This window comes from Aeromonas bestiarum (assembly GCF_028751155.1).
GTDB lineage: Bacteria > Pseudomonadota > Gammaproteobacteria > Enterobacterales > Aeromonadaceae > Aeromonas > Aeromonas bestiarum.
In genome coordinates, this window is record NZ_CP064746.1 from 2,817,707 (window position 1) to 2,836,220 (window position 18,514).

Below are 18,514 nucleotides of genomic sequence, written 5' to 3' on the forward strand. Positions count from 1 at the left end.
ATACAGGAATGAAGAGACGACACCATGATTTCTAAACAGTTCTTCCACACGCTGCAGGCCAAGGTTCGCGAGGCTGAGCTGGAAACGGATGCTGAACTGGTCACAGTGCTGGCGCCAGCCAGTGACGGTTATCGCTATATTCCCACCCTGTGGGCAGCGCTGATTGCCATGCTCACACCCCTGCTGGTGTTTGAGCTCGGCTTCTGGCTCGGCTGGTACGAGATCCTGCTGGCACAGTGGTCGGTCTGGCTGCTGCTGAGCCTGTTGTTCCACTGGACCCCCATCAAGATGTACCTGATCCCGAAGAAGGTACGCCGGCACAGGGCGGCGCTGATGGCTCGCCTGCAGTTTATCGAACAGGGTCTGCACCGCACCCGAGACCGGCTGGGGGTGCTGATCTTTGTCTCGGTGGCCGAGCACTACGTGGAGATACTGGTGGACGACGGCATAGCCCAGCACATCGACAATGCCCAGTGGCAGGCGATCATCGACGACTTCACCCAACGGGTGCGCAACCGGGAAGTGGAGCAGGGATTTATCGAGTGCGTGGAACGCACCAGCGCCATCCTGACCGATGCCTTCCCGGCGACCCGGGATCAGAATGAGCTGCCCGACAGCCTGATCATCCTGGACAAGCCCTGATCGGGTTTAAAAAACCGGCATTCTGTTCAAGGGATAGGCATCCGATAAAGATTATGAAAAATAAGGGGAAAAGTGGTTGACCCCGGCAGCCCTTTCCCCTAAATTACGCCCCGTTCCAGCGCAACGGCGCGGCGAACAAAGTGCTGGCTGAGCACCCTAAACAACAGACAAAAATTTGGTGAGGTGTCCGAGTGGCTGAAGGAGCACGCCTGGAAAGTGTGTATACGGCAACGTATCGAGGGTTCGAATCCCTCCCTCACCGCCAAATTGCAAAGCCCGACCTATTGGTCGGGCTTTTTGCTTTCTAGCCTGCGCCATCGGCTCTCGAGCGGCTAATGCTCTCACCCTCCTCACGAAAAACACAGGCACTATTCTGGGGACATCCTTCCTATCAGGCGTCCTTGCCCACCCAGGAATGAGCATGCCTGGTTTCTCGCCCTGTCCAGACAGATGTTCCGCCCTGCGCCGTCAAATATTTTCCCGCCGGACCCGGCTCTGATTTATTGTTCACCGATTGGATATCATTTTGAAAAACTGATACTTAAATAGCTACACTAGCCATTATCAATATCCAGGGACGTACAAAAAATGAGCTTGATTGGCCTTCTTTTTGCAATAATCTGTATCCTTGGCGGTAACATCATCGAGGGGGGCCATCCCAGCGCCCTGCTCGATCTGCCAGCCTTCCTCATAGTGATAGGCGGTACGATTGGTGCCGCACTGACCCAGTTTCCCTTCTCCGTCGTCGGTAAAACCTTCAAGCGCTTCAAGTGGCTGCTTGCCCCCCCCAAGCTCGACATGCTGGAGCAGGCGCAGTTGCTGGAAACCCTGGCCGGCAACGCCAGACGCAGCGGCATGCTGGCCCTGGAGGGCATGATCGACGAGATCAAGGATCCCTTCCTGCAAAAAGGGGTACAGATGATGGTCGATGGCTACGAGAAGACCAAGATCCACGAGGTATTGGAGAACGAGATCGAGTTCGAGCATGAGGATCTCGAGCAAACAGTCAAATTCTATGAAGCCATGGGCGGCTACTGCCCTACCATGGGGATAGTGGGTGCGGTATTTGGCCTGATCCACGCCATGGGCCTGCTGGATGCCCCTGACAAACTGGGTGGTGCCATCGCGGTGGCCTTCATCGCCACCATCTACGGGGTGGGTGCCGCCAACCTGATCTTTCTTCCCTTCGGTAACCGCTACAAGGGGTTTGCCCATGATATCCGCCACTACAAGGAGATGACCTTGACCGGCATCCTCTGCATCGTGGATGGCGAGTCGCAAGCCCGGTTACAAGTTACCCTCGAACCTTATCTGGGAGGCCATGGTGGCCAAAAAGAAAAAGCCTGAAGCGCCGGAGAACCACGAGCGCTGGCTGGTTTCCTATGCCGACTTCATGACCCTGTTGTTCGCCCTGTTCGTGGTGCTCTACTCCTTTGCCATGGCCAAACAGTCCGAGACCCGGGTGCTGATCCAGGGCTTCATCGAGTCGCTGGGTAAAATCGGCCTCATCTCTCCACCTGCGGGTTCCCCTGTGATGCAGGGCGGCACCGGGATCCTGGAGCCGGAATCCAGAACGGCCCCCAGCAGCCCTGATAAAGAAACCGTGCTGGAAAAAGAGGCACCGACCGCGGCGGCAGATCCCTTCAACGAAACCATAGGGGCCTCGGAGAAGCCGAGTGCCACCGAGGCCTGGCCGCACAAGACCAAGGAACAGGAGTGGGTACAGGTCACCAAGAAGAAACTCGAGCAGCAGCTCAAGGCACAGATTGAATCCAAGGATCTGGAGGTGGAGCAGCTCGGCAGCCAGCTGGTGATCCGCATCGGCGAGAAGGCGCTGTTCCCGGCCGATTCGGCCTTCCTGCAGCCCCAGTTCATTCCGCTGGTCAGCAAGATCTCCGGCATACTGGCCGACATCCCGGGCAAGGTGGTAGTGACAGGCCACACGGACAACTCGCAGGCGCCGATTGAGCTCTATCGCAGCAACTGGGAGCTGTCGGTGCTGCGCTCGGCCTCCATCGTCCACACCCTGCTCACCAACCCCAAGCTGGACGCAACCAGGGTCATAGCTCAGGGGGTAGCCGATGCCCAGCCGCGCTATGCCAACGACACGCCTGAGCATCGACAGGCCAACCGCCGGGTCGAGATCACCCTCTCCCAGGGCAAGGCCGCCGAAGAGGCGCTCCCCATCCTCAAACCCTGATCAGCAAACCCCGCCCAGCGGGGTTTTCTTTGCATCTCATCCAACCGTTATCGCCCCAGTCATCCGACCAGCATCCCCTATTTTCCCCGCATGCCACGCTGTACAGGCCCCTGCGGCGCGCCGTTCTCCGGGTCTATTCGCGCCATTGAAAATGATTCTCAAATGAGAAAATTGACCTTGCTAGCAAAAACCGATTTTTCCCCCCATGATTAATAATTAATCCTTTGAAATGACATGTAAATCAGTATGGAAGTGGCATAATGCGTAACACCCTTGTTAAGTCACATGATTAATTCGGTTAGGGAAAACCTATATGTTTGCTGATATTGCTGTCCAGCATTGGGCTTTTGCTATCTATGTCGTTGCAGCCATTTGCCTGTGCCTGATCATGATAGGTCTGGCCGCCTTGCTGGGAGGCCGTGCCTACGGTCGAGCCAAAAACAAGCCCTTCGAATCGGGCATAGATTCGGTTGGCAATGCCCGTCTGCGTTTCTCCGCCAAGTTCTACCTGGTCGCCATGTTCTTCGTCATCTTCGACGTAGAGGCACTCTATCTGTTCGCCTGGTCCGTCTCCGTTCGGGAGAGTGGCTGGGTCGGCTTTATTGAAGCCGCCATCTTTATCACCCTGCTGCTGGTAGGTCTTATCTACCTGTGGCGCATCGGCGCCCTCGACTGGGCACCAAAGAAACGCGTTCTGACTGACAAGAAGCCAGACTGAATTACCGATATTCCCTTTGAGGTTGCACCATGAAGTACACCCTGACCCGGATTGACCCGGATGCGCCGGTTGAGCGCTACCCCCAGGAACAGCGCCAGACAGTCGATGATCCGCTGGCGCAACAGGCTGAACGCGGCATCATGATGGGGCGTCTCGAGGAGGTGTTGCAAGACACCGTCAACTGGGGTCGCAAAAATTCCCTCTGGCCTTACAACTTCGGCATCTCCTGCTGCTACGTGGAGATGTGTACCGCCTTCACCTCCCCCCATGACGTGGCCCGCTTCGGCGCCGAGGTTATTCGAGCCTCGCCGCGTCAGGCGGATTTCATGGTGATAGCAGGGACGCCCTTCATCAAGATGGCACCTGTCATACAGCGCCTGTACGAACAGTTGCTCGAACCCAAGTGGGTCATTTCCATGGGCGCCTGCGCCAACTCGGGCGGCATGTATGACATCTACTCGGTGGTACAGGGTGTGGACAAGTTTCTGCCGGTCGACGTCTACATTCCTGGCTGCCCACCCCGTCCCGAGGCCTTCCTGCAAGCCCTGATGCTGCTGCAGGACTCCATCGGCAAGGAACGCCGCCCCCTCTCCTGGGTGGTGGGCGATCAGGGGATCTACCGTCCCCAGATGCAGGCCGAGAAGGAACGCAAGCGCGGCGAGCGGATCAACGTTACCAACCTGCGCACGCCGGATGAGATCTGATCATGAAACTGACTCGAGAATTCCCCAGTAACTACACCATGGCCCAGTGGCAACCGAGCGATCACCAGGATGCCCAGGTGGTCCGCGAGCTGTTTGCCCACTTTGGCGCCGAGCGCTTCACTGTTCAGACCACCCGCACCGGCGTGCCCGTGGTCTGGCTCTCCCGCGAGCTGCTGCTGGACGTGATGGGCTTCTTGCGCAAGCTCCCCTCCCCGTTCGTGATGCTGTTTGATCTCAGCGCCACCGACGAGCGGATGCGCAGCCATCGCGACGGCCTGCCCGAGAGCGACTTCACCGTCTTCTATCACCTCATCTCCATCGACCGCAACGCCGATGTGATGCTGAAGGTGCCGCTCAAAGAGAGCGATCTGAGCCTGCCAACCATCAGCCGCCACTTCCCCAACGCCAACTGGTACGAGCGAGAAGTGTGGGATCTGATGGGCATCAACTTCGATGGTCACCCCCATCTGACCCGCATCATGATGCCCAAGAGCTGGCAGGGTCACCCGCTGCGCAAAGACTATCCGGCGCGCGCCACCGAGTTCGATCCCTTCATGCTCGATGCGGTCAAACAGGATCAGGAGCAGGACAACCTGCTGTTCAAACCCGAAGAGTGGGGCATGAACCGGGGCAACGAGAACGAGGACTACATGTTCTTGAACCTCGGCCCGAACCACCCCTCCGCCCACGGCGCCTTCCGGCTGGTGCTGCAGCTCGATGGCGAGGAGATCCGCGACTGCGTGCCCGACATCGGCTATCACCACCGCGGTGCCGAGAAGATGGGTGAGCGTCAATCCTGGCACAGCTACATCCCCTATACCGACCGGGTCGAGTACCTGGGCGGCGTCATGAACAACCTGCCTTATGTGCTGGCGGTCGAGAAGCTGGCGGGCATCAAGGTGCCAAACCGGGTCGACGTGATCCGGGTGATGCTGGCGGAGCTGTTCCGCATCCAGAGCCACCTGCTGTTCCTCGGGACCTATATCCAGGACGTGGGTGCCATGACCCCCGTCTTCTTCACCTTCACCGACAGGCAGAAGATCTACACCATCATCGAAGCCATCACGGGCGCGCGCATGCACCCGGCCTGGTTCCGTATCGGCGGCGTGGCGCACGATCTGCCGGTGGGCTGGGCTCGTCTCATCCAGGATAACCTGCTGAACTGGCTGCCCAAGCGGCTGATGGATTATGAGAAGGCGGCCATGCGCAACAGCATATTGCGCGGCCGCACCATAGGCGTCGCCCCCTATACCACAGAGCAGGCATTGGCGTGGGGCATCACGGGGGGCGGTCTGCGCGCCACCGGCCTCAACTTTGACGTACGCAAATGGCGTCCTTACTCGGGCTACGATCAGTTCGAGTTCGAGGTACCGGTCGGTGCCAACGGTGATGTGTACGACCGTGGCATGATACGCCTCGAAGAGATGCGCCAGAGCCTGCGCATCATAGAGCAGTGTGTGAAGAACATGCCGGAGGGGCCATTCAAGGCGGATCACCCGCTCACTACGCCGCCGCCCAAAGATCGCACCCTGCAAGACATAGAGACCCTGATCACCCACTTCCTGCAAGTGTCCTGGGGCCCGGTGATGCCGGCCGCCGAGTCCTTCCAGATGATAGAGGCGACCAAGGGGATCAACAGTTATTACCTGACCAGCGATGGCTCCACCATGAGCTACCGGACCCGGATCCGCACCCCGAGCTTTGCTCACCTGCAACAGATCCCCTCGGTGATCCGGGGCAGCATGGTGTCGGATCTCATCGCCTACCTGGGCAGTATCGATTTCGTTATGTCGGATGTGGATCGTTGAGTAACCGCTGTTACTAAACAACCGTTACGCGACAAAAAGGACAAGCCACAAAAGGTTAAGCCATGAGCCAGCAATGTCAGTGCCAAAACAATCAGACCCCGCAGGGGCAAAGTGAGTGCCAGGGCAAGGGGGACGGCTTCGTCCTGAGCCAGGCCGAACGCGATGCCATCCGGCATGAGATACACCACTACGAAGATCCCCGCGCCGCCAGCATAGAAGCGCTCAAGATAGTGCAGCAGGCCCGCGGCTGGGTGCCGGACGGTGCCATCCATGCCATCGCTGCCGAACTCGGCATTCCCGCCAGCGACGTGGAAGGAGTTGCGACTTTCTACAGCCAGATCTTCCGCCAGCCGGTCGGGCGCCACATCATCCGGGTCTGTGACAGCATGGTCTGTTACATCAACGGCCACGAAGGGCTGCTGGCCGGCCTCAAGGAAGTGATGGATCTGGCCCCCGGCCAGACCAGCGCCGACGGCCGCTTCACCCTGCTGCCCGTCTGCTGCCTCGGCAACTGTGACAAGGGGCCGGCGCTGATGATCGACGACGACACCTATGGCGGACTCGATGCCATCAGCCTGCTCAAGACCCTGGAGGCCTACCCATGAGTCTTCACGAGGGCAATCTGCCCATGCGCCTTGAACGCAACAAGACCCCGGAGGCCAACCTATGTCCATGAGCCCACGGCCGACCACGCCTCTCGCCTCCATCGGCACGGCCAACCTGATCGCGCGCGCCCCAGAGACCCATCCGCTCACCTGGCGGCTGCGTGACGACGGCCAGCCGGTCTGGCTGGATGAATACCAGAGCAAGCAGGGCTATGACGCGGCCCGCAAAGCCCTCGGCCAGATGAGCCCGGATGAGATAGTCGGCACCGTCAAGGATGCCGGCCTCAAGGGTCGCGGTGGCGCCGGCTTCTCCACCGGGGTGAAGTGGGGCCTGATGCCCAAAGACGAGAGCATGAACATACGTTACCTGCTCTGCAACGCCGACGAGATGGAGCCGAATACCTACAAGGATCGGCTGCTGATGGAGCAACTGCCCCACCTGCTGATCGAGGGGATGATCATCAGTGCCCGGGCCCTCAAGGCCTATCGCGGCTACATCTTCCTGCGTGGCGAGTACGTGGATGCCGCCATCAACCTGCGCCGCGCGGTGGAAGAGGCCAAGGCCGCCGGCCTGCTCGGCAAGAACATCCTGGGCTCGGGCTTTGACTTCGAGCTGTTCGTCCACACGGGCGCCGGTCGTTACATCTGCGGCGAAGAGACGGCGCTCATCAACTCGCTGGAAGGGCGCCGCGCCAACCCGCGCGCCAAACCCCCCTTCCCCGCCGTCTCCGGCGTCTGGGGCAAGCCGACCTGCGTCAACAACGTCGAGACCCTGTGCAACGTGCCCGCCATCATAGGCAACGGGGTTGCCTGGTATCAGGGGCTGGCGCTGCCGGGCTCCGAAGATCACGGCACCAAGCTGATGGGCTTCTCCGGCAAGGTGAACAACCCTGGGGTCTGGGAGCTGCCGTTTGGCATCACGGCCCGCGAGCTGTTTGAAAACTACGCCGGTGGCATGAAGCCCGGCTACCGCCTCAAGGCGTGGCAACCGGGCGGCGCCGGTACCGGCTTCCTGCTGCCCGAGCACCTGGATGCCCAGATGTATGCCGGCGGCATCGGCAAGGTCGGCACCCGCATGGGGACGGGCCTCGCCATGGCGGTGGATGACAGCATCAACATGGTGGGGCTCTTGCGCAACATGGAAGAGTTCTTCGCCCGTGAATCCTGTGGCTGGTGCACTCCCTGTCGCGACGGCCTTCCCTGGAGCGTCAAGCTGCTGCGGGCGCTGGAGCGGGGCGAGGGTCAGCAAGGAGATCTGGCAACGCTGGAACAGCTGGTCAGTTTCCTCGGCCCGGGCAAGACCTTCTGTGCCCACGCCCCTGGCGCCGTCGAGCCGCTTGGCAGTGCTCTCAAGTATTTCCGCGCCGAGTTCGAGGCCGGGATCAAGGGACCGCAGGATAATCACAAGCTGCTCAAAGGGATCCAGCCCAATCTGCTGGGTGAACGCTGGTAAGACGAGGACGCAGGGCCGATGGGCGAAGCCTGATCGGCCGTTTCATGCAACACAGGTGCAAACCAGAGTTCACGAATGTTTGATGACGCCATTGTCTGATTACGCCTGCCGGCTAATCCAATCTGCGCGTTTTATCTAATTGATGTCAGGGAAGTTGTATGGCCACCATTTTTGTAGACGGTAAAGAGTACGAGGTAGACGGGGCAGACAACCTGCTGCAAGCCTGTCTCTCCTTAGGGCTGGACGTCCCCTATTTTTGCTGGCACCCGGCGCTGGGTAGCGTCGGCGCCTGCCGCCAGTGTGCGGTCAAGCAGTATCAGAATGCCGACGACAAGCGCGGCCGCCTGGTCATGTCCTGCATGACCCCCTCTACCGATGGCACCTATATCTCCATCGAGGACGAGGAGGCGAAGGAGTTCCGCAAGACGGTGGTGGAGTGGCAGATGACCAACCACCCCCACGACTGCCCGGTATGTGAAGAGGGTGGCGCCTGCCACCTGCAGGACATGACGGTGATGACAGGCCACAACAGCCGTCGCTACCGCTTCACCAAGCGCACCCACCAGAATCAGGAACTGGGGCCCTTCATCAATCACGAGATGAACCGCTGCATCGCCTGTTATCGCTGCGTGCGTTACTACAAGGATTACGCCGGCGGCGAGGATCTCGGTGTCTATGGCGCCCACGACAACGTCTATTTCGGCCGGGTCGAAGATGGCACCCTGGAGAGCGAGTTCTCCGGCAACCTGGTGGAGGTCTGCCCCACCGGCGTGTTCACCGACAAGACCCACTCCGAGCGTTACAACCGCAAGTGGGACATGCAGTTTGCCCCCAGCATCTGCCAGCAGTGCTCGGTCGGTTGCAACATCAGCCCGGGCGAGCGCTACGGCGAGTTGCGCCGCATCGAGAACCGCTTCCACGGTGGCCTCAACCACTACTTCCTGTGCGATCGCGGCCGCTTTGGCTATGGCTACGTCAATCTGGCGGATCGCCCGCGTCAGCCATTGCTGCGTGACGGCAACGACAAGCTGGCCATCACGGTGGACGGCGCCCTGAACCGCGCCGCCGACGCCCTGCGCACCGCGGCCGGCGTCATCGGCATCGGTTCTCCCCGCGCCTCGCTGGAGAGCAACTTCGCCCTGCGCGAGCTGGTGGGCGCCGACAACTTCTATTGCGGCGTCGAGCAGAGCGAGTGGGAGTGCCTGCAAAAGATGTTGCACATACTGCAACACGGCGGCATTCGTACGCCGAGCCTGCGGGACATGGAAGAGGCCGACGCCATTCTGGTGCTGGGTGAAGATGTCACCATGAGCGCCGCCCGTATCGCCCTGGCCCTGCGCCAGTCGGTCAAGGGCAAGGCGCGCGAGATCGCCCGCAAGATGAAGGTGGACTTGTGGCAGGTCGCTGCAGTGCAGACCCTGGGCCAGAATGAGCGCTACCCGCTGCTCATCACCAGCCTGGACAGCACCCGCCTCGACGACGTGGCGGCAGAAAAACTGCACGCCCCCCACGCGGATCAGGCCCGCCTAGGTTTTGCCATCGCCCATCTGCTCGACAGCTCGGCCCCGGCCCTGGCCGATCTCGGCCAAGAACAGCAGGCGCAAGCCGCTCGCTGGGCCGACCTGCTTGGCAACGCCAAGAAGCCGCTCATCATCGCAGGCTCCGGCGCCCGCACTCCGGCACTGATCGAGGCTGCCAGCAACATAGCCCGTGCCCTCAAGGGCCGTGGTCAGGACGTCAGCCTGGCACTGGTGGCGCAAGAAGCCAACAGTCTGGGTCTGGCCATGCTGGATGCAGGCAAGTCGTCAGGCAAATCGCTGGAAGCTGCCCTTGAGCGCGTCGAAGCCCAGGATAACCTGGCGCTGGTGACCCTGGAGAACGATCTCTATCGCCGCGCCCCGCGCAATCGGGTCGATGCGGCCATCGCCCGCCTGCAACACCTGCTGGTGGTCGATCATCAGGATACCCAGACAGCCCAGAAGGCCGATCTGGTGCTGCCTGCCGCCAGCTTTGCCGAGGCCGATGGCACTCTCGTCAATATGGAGGGCCGTGCCCAGCGCTACTTCCAGGTCTATGCACCGGCCTTCTACAACGCCGATATCCAGATCCGGGAAGGGTGGCGCTGGCTGGCCGCGCTGCAGGGGGCTCTCGATAACAAGCCCCTGCGCTGGCAGAACCTTGACGAGATCAGCGGTGCCTGCGCCGCCTCGACGCCGCTGCTCGCCCCCATGCTGGAAGCCTCGCCCAACGCCGGGCTGCGGATCCGTGGCATGAAGCTCGCTCGCGAGCCGCACCGCTACAGCGGCCGCACCTCCATGCTGGCGGATCAGAACGTCAGCGAGCCGAGAGTGGCCCAGGATCCGGACTCCCCCTTCAACTTCTCCATGGAAGGCTATGCCGGTGCCCGCCAGCCGATGCAACAGGTGCCGTTTGCCTGGGCGCCGGGCTGGAACTCCCCGTCAGCCTGGAACAAGTTCCAGGACGAGGTGGGCGGCAAGCTGCGCGCCGGTGATCCCGGTCGCCGCCTGCTGGAACCGGGTGAAGACAATCTCGGCTGGTTTGATGCCATACCGGCCCCCTTCGTGGCTCAGGAAGCCCTGCAGGTGGTCAACTATGACCAGCTGTTTGGCGGCGAGGAGCTCTCCGCTCGCAGCCCGGTGATCCAGGCCCGCATGAATGAGCCCGAGCTGGTGCTGAACCCGGCCGATGCGGCTCGCCTTGCCCTCAACGCGGGCAACCAGGTGAGCTTCTCCTGGGGTGGCAACCACTGGCGCCTCAAGCTGCGGCTAAGCCATGCTCTGGCACAGGGTCTGCTGGGTCTGCCGCTCGGCGTGAACGGTCTGCCGACCGCGCTGCAACAGGCCTACATCAACAACCTGCAGGAGGCGATCGCATGAGTGATTCCCTGATGGAGCTGCTGATTGAAGTCGGCAAGGCGCTGATCGTGCTGGTGGGGATAGTGGGGGCTGGCGCCTTCATGAGCTTCATCGAACGTCGCCTGCTGGCGCTGTGGCAGGATCGCTACGGCCCCAACCGGGTGGGCCCGTTCGGCCTGCTGCAGCTGGCGGCCGACATGGTCAAGATGTTCTTCAAGGAGGACTGGATCCCACCGTTCGCGGATCGCCGGATCTTCATCCTGGCCCCCATCATCGCCTTTACCGCCTTTATTCTGGCGTTTGCCGTGGTGCCGCTCACCCCCACCTGGGGCGTGGCGGATCTCAACGTGGGCCTGCTCTACATACTGGCCATTGCGGGACTGGCGGTCTATGCCGTGCTGTTCGCCGGCTGGTCGAGCAACAACAAGTACTCATTGCTCGGCAGCCTGCGCGCCTCGGCCCAGACCCTCTCCTACGAGGTGTTCCTGGGGCTCTCCCTGATGGGGATAGTGATCCAGACCGGCAGCTTCAACCTGAGAGACATAGTCGAGGCCCAGGAGGGCTTGTGGAACGTGGTGCCCCAGATCCTGGGCTTCATCACCTTCCTGTTTGCCGGCGTTGCCGTCACCCACCGCCACCCGTTTGACCAGCCGGAGGCCGAGCAGGAGCTCGCCGACGGCTATCACATCGAGTATGCGGGCATGAAATGGGGTCTCTTCTTCGTGGGCGAGTACATCGGCATAGTGCTGATCTCCTCCCTCATAGTGACCCTGTTCTTCGGTGGCTGGCACGGCCCCTGGTTGCCGCCCTTCATCTGGTTTGCCCTGAAGACCGCCTGCTTCATGGTGCTCTTCATTCTGCTGCGGGCCTCCCTGCCCCGTCCGCGTTTTGACCAGGTGATGTCCTTTGGCTGGAAAGTCTGCCTGCCGCTGACCCTGATCAACATGCTGATCACGGGTGCCGTGGTGCTGATGAGTGCGCAGTGAGACCGGAATGGATATGAACATTGTGATGCCGTTTGGCTGGAACGTCTGCTTGCCTCGCGCCTTGCACCCCGCTCGGGATGTAAGGCTCAGGGGCTGTGGTGCTGATGAATGTGCAGTGAGGCACGACTATGAAAATTGTTAGCATAATCAAGGGTGTCGGTACCCAACTTCGCAGTCTGGGCATGGTGTTTTCCCATGCCTGGCGCCCGCGCGAAACCCTGAGTTACCCGGAAGAGGCTGTCTATGCCGCTCCCCGTTTCCGTGGCCGCATCGTGCTGACCCGCGACCCGGACGGCGACGAGCGCTGCGTGGCCTGCAACCTCTGCGCCGTGGCCTGCCCGGTCGGCTGCATCTCGCTGCAGAAAGCGGAGCGGGACGATGGTCGCTGGTATCCGGAGTTCTTTCGCATCAACTTCTCCCGCTGCATCTTCTGCGGCCTGTGCGAAGAGGCCTGCCCCACCACCGCCATCCAGTTGACGCCGGATTTCGAGATGGGCGAATACCGCCGCCAGGATCTGGTGTACGAGAAGGAAGACTTGCTGATCAGCGGGCCCGGCAAATACCCGGATTACAACTTCTATCGCATGAGCGGTATGGCCATCGACGGCAAGCCGAAAGGGGATGCCGAGCACGAAGCCAAACCTATCGATGTCAAGAGCCTGCTGCCCTAGGAGTCAATCATGGAACTGGCATTTTATGCCGCGGCCCTGGTAGCCGTTTACAGCACGCTGCGGGTGATCAGCACCAGCAATCCCATGCATGCGCTGCTCAATCTCATTATTTCGCTCATCGCCGTGGCCATGATCTTCTTCTGTCTGGGTGCCTCCTTCGCGGGAGCCCTGCAGGTGATCGTCTACGCGGGCGCCATCATGGTGCTGTTCGTGTTCGTGGTGATGATGCTGAACCTGGGATCGTCCCAAGATCAGGAGAAGAACTGGCTCACCCCCACCACCTGGGTGGGTCCGGGTCTGCTCTCTCTCGTCCTGCTGGGCTTTCTGGCCTACGGCATCCTCGGCGTGACAGGGGGTCAGCTTGGTCTGACCGACGTCAGCGCGAAAGAGGTCGGCATCGCCCTGTTCGGCCCTTATGTGCTGGCGGTGGAGCTCGCTTCCATCCTGCTGCTGGCGGGTCTGGTGACCGCCTACCACCTGGGCCGTGAAGACAAGAGCGGAGAAGTGCTTTCCGTTCCCAAAACTGCCGTGCGCTCAGCACCAAGTCCATCTCAAGAAGGAGGTCAGCAATGAGTGGCATCCCCATGGAACACGGTCTGCTGCTGGCCGCCGTGCTGTTTTGCATCGGTTTGTGCGGTCTGCTGATCCGCCGTAACTTGCTGTTTATCCTCATGAGTATCGAGATCATGATGAATGCGTCCGCGCTGGCGTTCGTGGTGGCTGGCAGCCGCTGGGCCCAGGCCGATGGCCAGATCATGTACATACTGGTGATTTCTCTGGCGGCAGCGGAGGCCAGTATAGGCCTGGCCCTGTTACTGCTGCTCTATCGTCGTTACCACACCCTCAACGTGGACACTGTGAGCGAGATGCGCGGATGAGCCTCTTATACCTGACTTTTCTATTCCCGCTGCTGGGATGGCTGGTGCTGGCCTTCTCCCTCGGCCGTTTCGGCGAGCGCAGCTCGGCACTGATCGGCGTCGGCAGCATAGGGTTGTCGGCCCTCACCACCCTGTGGGTCGGCATCGATTTCCTCAATACCATGCCGGTCGGCGGTGTCTACACCCAGACCCTGTGGCAATGGATGTCGGTGGGCAGCTTCAATCCCACCTTCCGCCTGGCGCTGGACGGCCTGTCGCTGACCATGCTGGGGGTGGTGACCGGGGTGGGTTTCTTCATCCACCTGTTCGCCTCCTGGTACATGCGCGGAGAAGAGGGCTATTCCCGCTTCTTCACCTATACCAACCTGTTCATCGCCAGCATGGTGTTCCTGGTGCTGGCCGATGACCTGCTGTTCGTCTACCTCGGCTGGGAAGGGGTGGGGCTGTGCAGTTACCTGCTGATCGGCTTCTACTACCGCAACCCGGCCAACGGGGCGGCCGCCCTGAAGGCGTTCGTGGTGACCCGGGTCGGCGACGTCTTCCTCGCCATCGGCCTGTTCGTCCTCTACCGGGAGCTGGGCACCCTCAACATCCATGAGCTGCTGGTGCGCGCGCCCGCGATGTTCGCCGAGGGCTCCCCTGCCCTGTCGTTCGCCTGCCTGATGCTGCTCGGCGGCGCGGTCGGTAAATCGGCCCAGCTGCCGCTGCAAACCTGGCTGGCGGATGCCATGGCGGGCCCGACACCTGTCTCGGCCCTGATCCACGCCGCGACCATGGTGACCGCCGGTGTCTATCTCATCGCCCGTACCCACGGCCTCTTCCTGCTGGCCCCCGAGATCCTGCATCTGGTGGCGCTGGTCGGTGCCATTACCCTGGTGCTGGCGGGTTTTGCGGCCCTGGTACAGACCGACATCAAGCGGATCCTGGCTTACTCCACCATGAGCCAGATAGGCTACATGTTCCTGGCCCTCGGGGTCGGCGCCTGGGAAGGGGCCATCTTCCACCTGATGACCCACGCCTTCTTCAAGGCGCTCTTGTTCCTCTCAGCCGGTGCCGTCATAGTCGCGACCCACCACGAGCAGAACATCTTCAAGATGGGAGGCCTGCGCAAGAGTCTGCCGCTGGTCTATGCCTGCTTCCTGGTCGGGGGCTCGGCGCTGGCCGCGCTGCCGCTGGTCACGGCCGGTTTCTACAGTAAAGACGCCATCCTGTGGCAGGTGCAGGCATCTGGCCAGACCACACTGTTGTGGGCCGGTCTGGTGGGGGCCTTCCTGACCTCCCTCTACACCTTCCGCCTCATCTTCATCGCCTTCCACGGCAAGGTGCAGACCGAGGCCCACGCCGGCCACGGTCTGGCCCACCAGCTGCCGCTGCTGGTGCTGCTGGTGCTCTCCACCGGGATCGGGGCCCTGATAGTGCCGCCGCTGGCCGGAGTACTGCCGGCCGGTCCGGGAGATCACATAGAAGCGGGTCGTCATGCGCTGGAAATAGCCTCCGGGATAGTCGCCATCGCGGGCATAGCCCTGGCCGCCTTCCTGTTCCTGGGTGAGCGTCGACTGGCCACCAGCGTGGCGAACAGCGCGCCTGGCCGTCTGCTCAGCACCCTCTGGTTCAATGCCTGGGGCTTTGACTGGTTGTACGATCAGCTGTGGGTCAAACCCTACCTGCTCAGCACCCGTCTGCTTGGCAAGGATCCGCTGGACTGGATGATGAACCTGCCGGCCTGGCTGGCACAGAGTGGCCACCTGCTGTTGGCCTGGACCGTTTCCGGCAAGTTGCGCTGGTATGCAGCCTCCATGGGGATGGGCGCCGCCCTGATCCTGGCCCTGCTGCTGCTCGGCTGATCCCGTGATGCAGCCCCTGAACTCGCAGCAAGCCCACGGGCCTGCACAGTGACTAGAACATAGACGAGAGCTGATATCGTGACCTTACTCTGGATCTTGTTAATACCCTTCATCGGCGGTCTGCTCTGTTGGCAGACGGAGCGCTTCGGTGAATACTTCGTGCGCTGGGTCGCCCTGCTGTCCATGAGCGCCTGCCTGCTGCTCTCCGGCGCCATCTGGTGGAGCGGTGACTTTTCCCTTGCAACCCAGACGGGCGTGTCCGCCTGGGCCGCCGAACTGCAGTTGCCCTGGATCCCCCGCTTCGGCATCTCATTGCACCTGGCGGTGGATGGCTTGTCGCTCTTGATGGTGATGCTCACCTGCTTCATCGGCGTGCTGGCCATCCTCTGTTCCTGGAAGGAAATCGTGCAGCGCATCGGCTTCTTCCACCTGAACCTGCTCTGGATCCTGGGGGGCGTGCTCGGCGTCTTCATGGCGCTGGATCTGTTCCTGTTCTTCTTCTTCTGGGAGATGATGCTGGTCCCCATGTACTTCCTGATCGCGCTGTGGGGCCACTCGGTCACCGACGGCAAGTCCAGGATCAACGCGGCCACCAAGTTCTTCATCTACACCCAGGTCAGCGGCCTCATCATGCTGGTCGCCATCCTGGGTCTGGTGCTGACCCACCACGCAGCCACCGGCGTGTTCACCTTTGACTATCAGGACTTGCTCAACACCCCGATGAGCAAGGGCGTCCAGTGGTTGCTGATGCTGGGCTTCTTTATCGCCTTCGCGGTCAAGATGCCGCTGGTACCGCTGCACGGCTGGCTGCCGGATGCCCACAGTCAGGCGCCGACCGCGGGTTCCGTGGACCTGGCCGGCATCTTGCTGAAAACCGCCGCCTACGGTCTGCTGCGCTTCGCCCTGCCGCTGTTCCCGGAGGCCTCCGCCGAGTTCGCCCCCTACGCCATGCTGCTGGGCCTGGTCGGCATCGTTTACGGCGCCATAGTGGCGTTCGCCCAGACCGACATCAAGCGGCTGGTGGCCTACACCAGCATCTCCCACATGGGCTTCGTGATGATCGCCATCTACTCGGGTAGCGAGCTGGCGCTGCAAGGCGCCGTGGTGCAGATGATAGCCCACGGCCTCTCCGCCGCCGGCCTCTTCATCCTGTGCGGCCAGCTCTACGAGCGGCTGCACACCCGTGACTTGCGCCTGATGGGCGGCCTGTGGGGCCGGTTGCGCTACCTGCCCGGCGTCATGCTGTTCTTCTCGGTGGCCTCCCTTGGCATGCCGGGTACCGGCAACTTCGTCGGCGAGTTCCTGATCCTCATCGGCAGCTTCCAGGTCGCTCCCATCATCACCATCATCGCCACCTTCGGTCTGGTGCTGGCATCCGTCTACTCCCTCATCATGCTGCAACGGGCCTGCTTCGGCGCGCCCAAGGACGACAAGATCCTCAAGGGACTGGACAGCCGCGAGCTCGCCATGATGCTGACCATAGCCGGCCTGCTGGTGCTGCTCGGTGTCTATCCCCAGCCGGTGCTCGATACCGCAGGCAGCAGCCTGATGAGCGTGCTGCACTGGTACGCACTGCCGTCCGCTGGAGCGTTGCAATGAACCTGACTGTTTCCCGACCGCTGGCCCTGTTGCCTTACTTGTCCATTACAGGAGCACTGCAATGACATTCACAGCTTCTCAACTGCTGGCCCTGTTGCCCCTGCTGCTGACCACGGGGGCCATGCTGGCCCTGATGCTGGCCATCGCCTGGCGGCGCTGTGACGACACCGCCTTCGTCGTCACCATAGCGGGCCTCAACCTGGCGCTCTTCTCCCTGCCCATCGTCATGGCGCAGGGTGATCAGGGGGTCACTCCGCTGCTGCAGATAGACGGCTACGCCGTCTTCTACATGGGGCTGGTGCTCATCGGCGCCCTGGCCACCTGCACCTTCGGTCGCTCCTGGCTCAAGGGCTATCCGGACAACCGGGAAGAGTTCTACCTGCTGCTGCTGATCGCCACCGCCGGCGGCCTGGTGCTGGCCGGTTCCCGCCACCTCGCCTCCCTGTTCATCGGGATCGAGATGCTGACCCTGCCCATGTTCGGTCTGGTGGGCTACGCCTACCGCGAGCGCCATTCGCTGGAGGCCAGCATCAAGTACATGGTGCTCTCCGCCGCCGCCACCGCCTTCCTGCTGTTTGGCATGGCGCTGCTCTATGCCCAGGCGGGCAGCCTGAGCTTCAGCGATCTCGGCCTGACCCTGGCCACCACCCCGGCTCACCACCCGCTGCTGATGGGCGGTCTGGGGCTGATGCTGGTGGGGTTTGCCTTCAAGCTCTCCCTGGCCCCCTTCCACCTCTGGACACCTGACGTGTACGAAGGCGCCCCGGCACCTGTGGCCACCTTCCTGGCCACCGTCAGCAAGATAGCCGTGTTCTGCGTGCTGCTGCGCTTCTACCTGGCGGTGCCTGCGGCGGGAGATCCCATGATCCACTGGCTGCTGGCCGCCATGGCGGTCGTCTCCATCGTCATCGGCAACCTGCTGGCCCTGCTGCAGACCAACATCAAGCGGATGATGGGTTACTCCTCCATCTCCCACTTCGGTTATCTGCTGGCGGTGATCGTCGCCAGCCGCCTCGGCCAGATGCCGGTGGAAGCGGCCGGCGTCTACCTGCTGATGTACCTGTTCACCAGCCTGGGGGCCTTCGGCGTCATCAGCATGATGTCCAGCCCCTATCGCGGCAAGGATGCGGACTCCCTGCACAGCTACCGTGGTCTGTTCTGGCACCGCCCCTACCTGACCGCCGTCATGACGGTGATGATGTTGTCGCTAGCGGGTATCCCCATGACGCTGGGCTTCATCGGCAAGTTCTATCTCATCGGGGTGACGGTCGATGCCAAGCTGTGGTGGCTCTCCGGCGCCATAGTGCTGGGCAGCGCCCTGGGTCTCTATTACTACCTGCGCGTCATGGTCACCCTCTATCTGCGGGAACCCGGCATGCAGCTGCGCGATGCCAAGGCCGACTGGGCCGTCTCCTCGGGCGGCATGGTGGTCCTGCTTTCCGCCATCATAGTGGTGGCGCTGGGCATCTACCCCCAACCCGTCATCAGCCTGGTGCAGGGCTTCCAGAACGTGGTGCTGCGCTAAGTAGC

Annotated in this window: 16 protein-coding genes and 1 tRNA gene; all 17 read left to right on the forward strand. The window is 61.8% G+C overall.

Annotation, left to right across the window (positions count from 1 at the left end; translation table 11 throughout):
* Positions 1-24 precede the first annotated feature (24 nt).
* Positions 25-642, forward strand: a complete 618-nt coding sequence (locus IU367_RS13055) for a TPM domain-containing protein (RefSeq protein ID WP_274452118.1) — start codon at positions 25-27, stop codon at positions 640-642.
* Between the two features lie 177 nt (positions 643-819).
* Positions 820-907, forward strand: a tRNA-Ser gene (locus tag IU367_RS13060).
* Positions 908-1,230: 323 nt separating this feature from the next.
* On the forward strand, positions 1,231-1,989 hold the full coding sequence (locus IU367_RS13065; protein WP_042865895.1) for a flagellar motor protein: 759 nt from the start codon (positions 1,231-1,233) through the stop codon (positions 1,987-1,989).
* Positions 1,964-2,842: a flagellar motor protein MotB gene (locus tag IU367_RS13070; protein ID WP_043555315.1), complete on the forward strand. Its 879-nt coding sequence runs from the start codon at positions 1,964-1,966 to the stop codon at positions 2,840-2,842. Before IU367_RS13065 ends, IU367_RS13070 begins: the two co-directional genes overlap by 26 nt.
* Before the next feature lie 313 nt (positions 2,843-3,155).
* Positions 3,156-3,560: an NADH-quinone oxidoreductase subunit A gene (locus IU367_RS13075; RefSeq protein ID WP_042865893.1), complete on the forward strand. Its 405-nt coding sequence runs from the start codon at positions 3,156-3,158 to the stop codon at positions 3,558-3,560.
* Between the two features lie 29 nt (positions 3,561-3,589).
* Positions 3,590-4,264, forward strand: a complete 675-nt coding sequence (locus IU367_RS13080) for a NuoB/complex I 20 kDa subunit family protein (RefSeq protein ID WP_042034369.1) — start codon at positions 3,590-3,592, stop codon at positions 4,262-4,264.
* A gap of 2 nt (positions 4,265-4,266) precedes the next feature.
* Positions 4,267-6,072, forward strand: coding sequence for an NADH-quinone oxidoreductase subunit C/D (nuoC, locus tag IU367_RS13085; protein WP_274452119.1), 1,806 nt, complete (start codon positions 4,267-4,269; stop codon positions 6,070-6,072).
* Between the two features lie 62 nt (positions 6,073-6,134).
* Positions 6,135-6,677, forward strand: coding sequence for an NADH-quinone oxidoreductase subunit NuoE (nuoE, locus tag IU367_RS13090; RefSeq protein WP_043136692.1), 543 nt, complete (start codon positions 6,135-6,137; stop codon positions 6,675-6,677).
* Between the two features lie 67 nt (positions 6,678-6,744).
* Complete coding sequence (gene nuoF / locus IU367_RS13095) at positions 6,745-8,130, forward strand: NADH-quinone oxidoreductase subunit NuoF (RefSeq protein WP_274454383.1); 1,386 nt, start codon at positions 6,745-6,747, stop codon at positions 8,128-8,130.
* A 158-nt stretch (positions 8,131-8,288) separates the two neighbouring features.
* Positions 8,289-11,027: an NADH-quinone oxidoreductase subunit NuoG gene (nuoG, locus tag IU367_RS13100; RefSeq protein WP_274452120.1), complete on the forward strand. Its 2,739-nt coding sequence runs from the start codon at positions 8,289-8,291 to the stop codon at positions 11,025-11,027.
* Positions 11,024-11,992, forward strand: coding sequence for an NADH-quinone oxidoreductase subunit NuoH (gene nuoH, locus IU367_RS13105; RefSeq protein ID WP_043555312.1), 969 nt, complete (start codon positions 11,024-11,026; stop codon positions 11,990-11,992). Before nuoG ends, nuoH begins: the two co-directional genes overlap by 4 nt.
* A gap of 128 nt (positions 11,993-12,120) precedes the next feature.
* Positions 12,121-12,663, forward strand: a complete 543-nt coding sequence (gene nuoI, locus IU367_RS13110) for an NADH-quinone oxidoreductase subunit NuoI (protein WP_043136700.1) — start codon at positions 12,121-12,123, stop codon at positions 12,661-12,663.
* Between the two features lie 9 nt (positions 12,664-12,672).
* A complete protein-coding gene (nuoJ, locus tag IU367_RS13115) occupies positions 12,673-13,236 on the forward strand; it encodes an NADH-quinone oxidoreductase subunit J (protein ID WP_241278166.1) in 564 nt (187 codons plus the stop codon).
* Entirely contained in the window at positions 13,233-13,541 is a 309-nt protein-coding gene (nuoK, locus tag IU367_RS13120) for an NADH-quinone oxidoreductase subunit NuoK (RefSeq protein WP_042034381.1), read from the forward strand. The genes nuoJ and nuoK overlap by 4 nt, the downstream gene beginning before the upstream one ends.
* Complete coding sequence (gene nuoL, locus IU367_RS13125; protein WP_274452121.1) at positions 13,538-15,385, forward strand: NADH-quinone oxidoreductase subunit L; 1,848 nt, start codon at positions 13,538-13,540, stop codon at positions 15,383-15,385. The genes nuoK and nuoL overlap by 4 nt, the downstream gene beginning before the upstream one ends.
* Positions 15,386-15,463: 78 nt before the next feature.
* Complete coding sequence (gene nuoM / locus IU367_RS13130) at positions 15,464-16,984, forward strand: NADH-quinone oxidoreductase subunit M (RefSeq protein ID WP_103472933.1); 1,521 nt, start codon at positions 15,464-15,466, stop codon at positions 16,982-16,984.
* A gap of 61 nt (positions 16,985-17,045) precedes the next feature.
* A complete protein-coding gene (nuoN, locus tag IU367_RS13135; RefSeq protein WP_043136710.1) occupies positions 17,046-18,509 on the forward strand; it encodes an NADH-quinone oxidoreductase subunit NuoN in 1,464 nt (487 codons plus the stop codon).
* The last annotated feature ends 5 nt before the right edge of the window (positions 18,510-18,514 follow it).

Excerpts from the sequence above, each read along its gene's own strand:
- IU367_RS13055 (WP_274452118.1), top strand. The coding sequence starts at position 25 with ATGATTTCTAAACAGTTCTTCCACACGCTGCAGGCCAAGGTTCGCGAG.
- IU367_RS13065 (WP_042865895.1), top strand. The coding sequence starts at position 1,231 with ATGAGCTTGATTGGCCTTCTTTTTGCAATAATCTGTATCCTTGGCGGT.
- IU367_RS13070 (WP_043555315.1), top strand. The coding sequence starts at position 1,964 with ATGGTGGCCAAAAAGAAAAAGCCTGAAGCGCCGGAGAACCACGAGCGC.
- IU367_RS13075 (WP_042865893.1), top strand. The coding sequence starts at position 3,156 with ATGTTTGCTGATATTGCTGTCCAGCATTGGGCTTTTGCTATCTATGTC.
- IU367_RS13080 (WP_042034369.1), top strand. The coding sequence starts at position 3,590 with ATGAAGTACACCCTGACCCGGATTGACCCGGATGCGCCGGTTGAGCGC.
- nuoC (WP_274452119.1), top strand. The coding sequence starts at position 4,267 with ATGAAACTGACTCGAGAATTCCCCAGTAACTACACCATGGCCCAGTGG.
- nuoE (WP_043136692.1), top strand. The coding sequence starts at position 6,135 with ATGAGCCAGCAATGTCAGTGCCAAAACAATCAGACCCCGCAGGGGCAA.
- nuoF (WP_274454383.1), top strand. The coding sequence starts at position 6,745 with ATGAGCCCACGGCCGACCACGCCTCTCGCCTCCATCGGCACGGCCAAC.
- nuoG (WP_274452120.1), top strand. The coding sequence starts at position 8,289 with ATGGCCACCATTTTTGTAGACGGTAAAGAGTACGAGGTAGACGGGGCA.
- nuoH (WP_043555312.1), top strand. The coding sequence starts at position 11,024 with ATGAGTGATTCCCTGATGGAGCTGCTGATTGAAGTCGGCAAGGCGCTG.
- nuoI (WP_043136700.1), top strand. The coding sequence starts at position 12,121 with ATGAAAATTGTTAGCATAATCAAGGGTGTCGGTACCCAACTTCGCAGT.
- nuoJ (WP_241278166.1), top strand. The coding sequence starts at position 12,673 with ATGGAACTGGCATTTTATGCCGCGGCCCTGGTAGCCGTTTACAGCACG.
- nuoK (WP_042034381.1), top strand. The coding sequence starts at position 13,233 with ATGAGTGGCATCCCCATGGAACACGGTCTGCTGCTGGCCGCCGTGCTG.
- nuoL (WP_274452121.1), top strand. The coding sequence starts at position 13,538 with ATGAGCCTCTTATACCTGACTTTTCTATTCCCGCTGCTGGGATGGCTG.
- nuoN (WP_043136710.1), top strand. The coding sequence starts at position 17,046 with ATGACATTCACAGCTTCTCAACTGCTGGCCCTGTTGCCCCTGCTGCTG.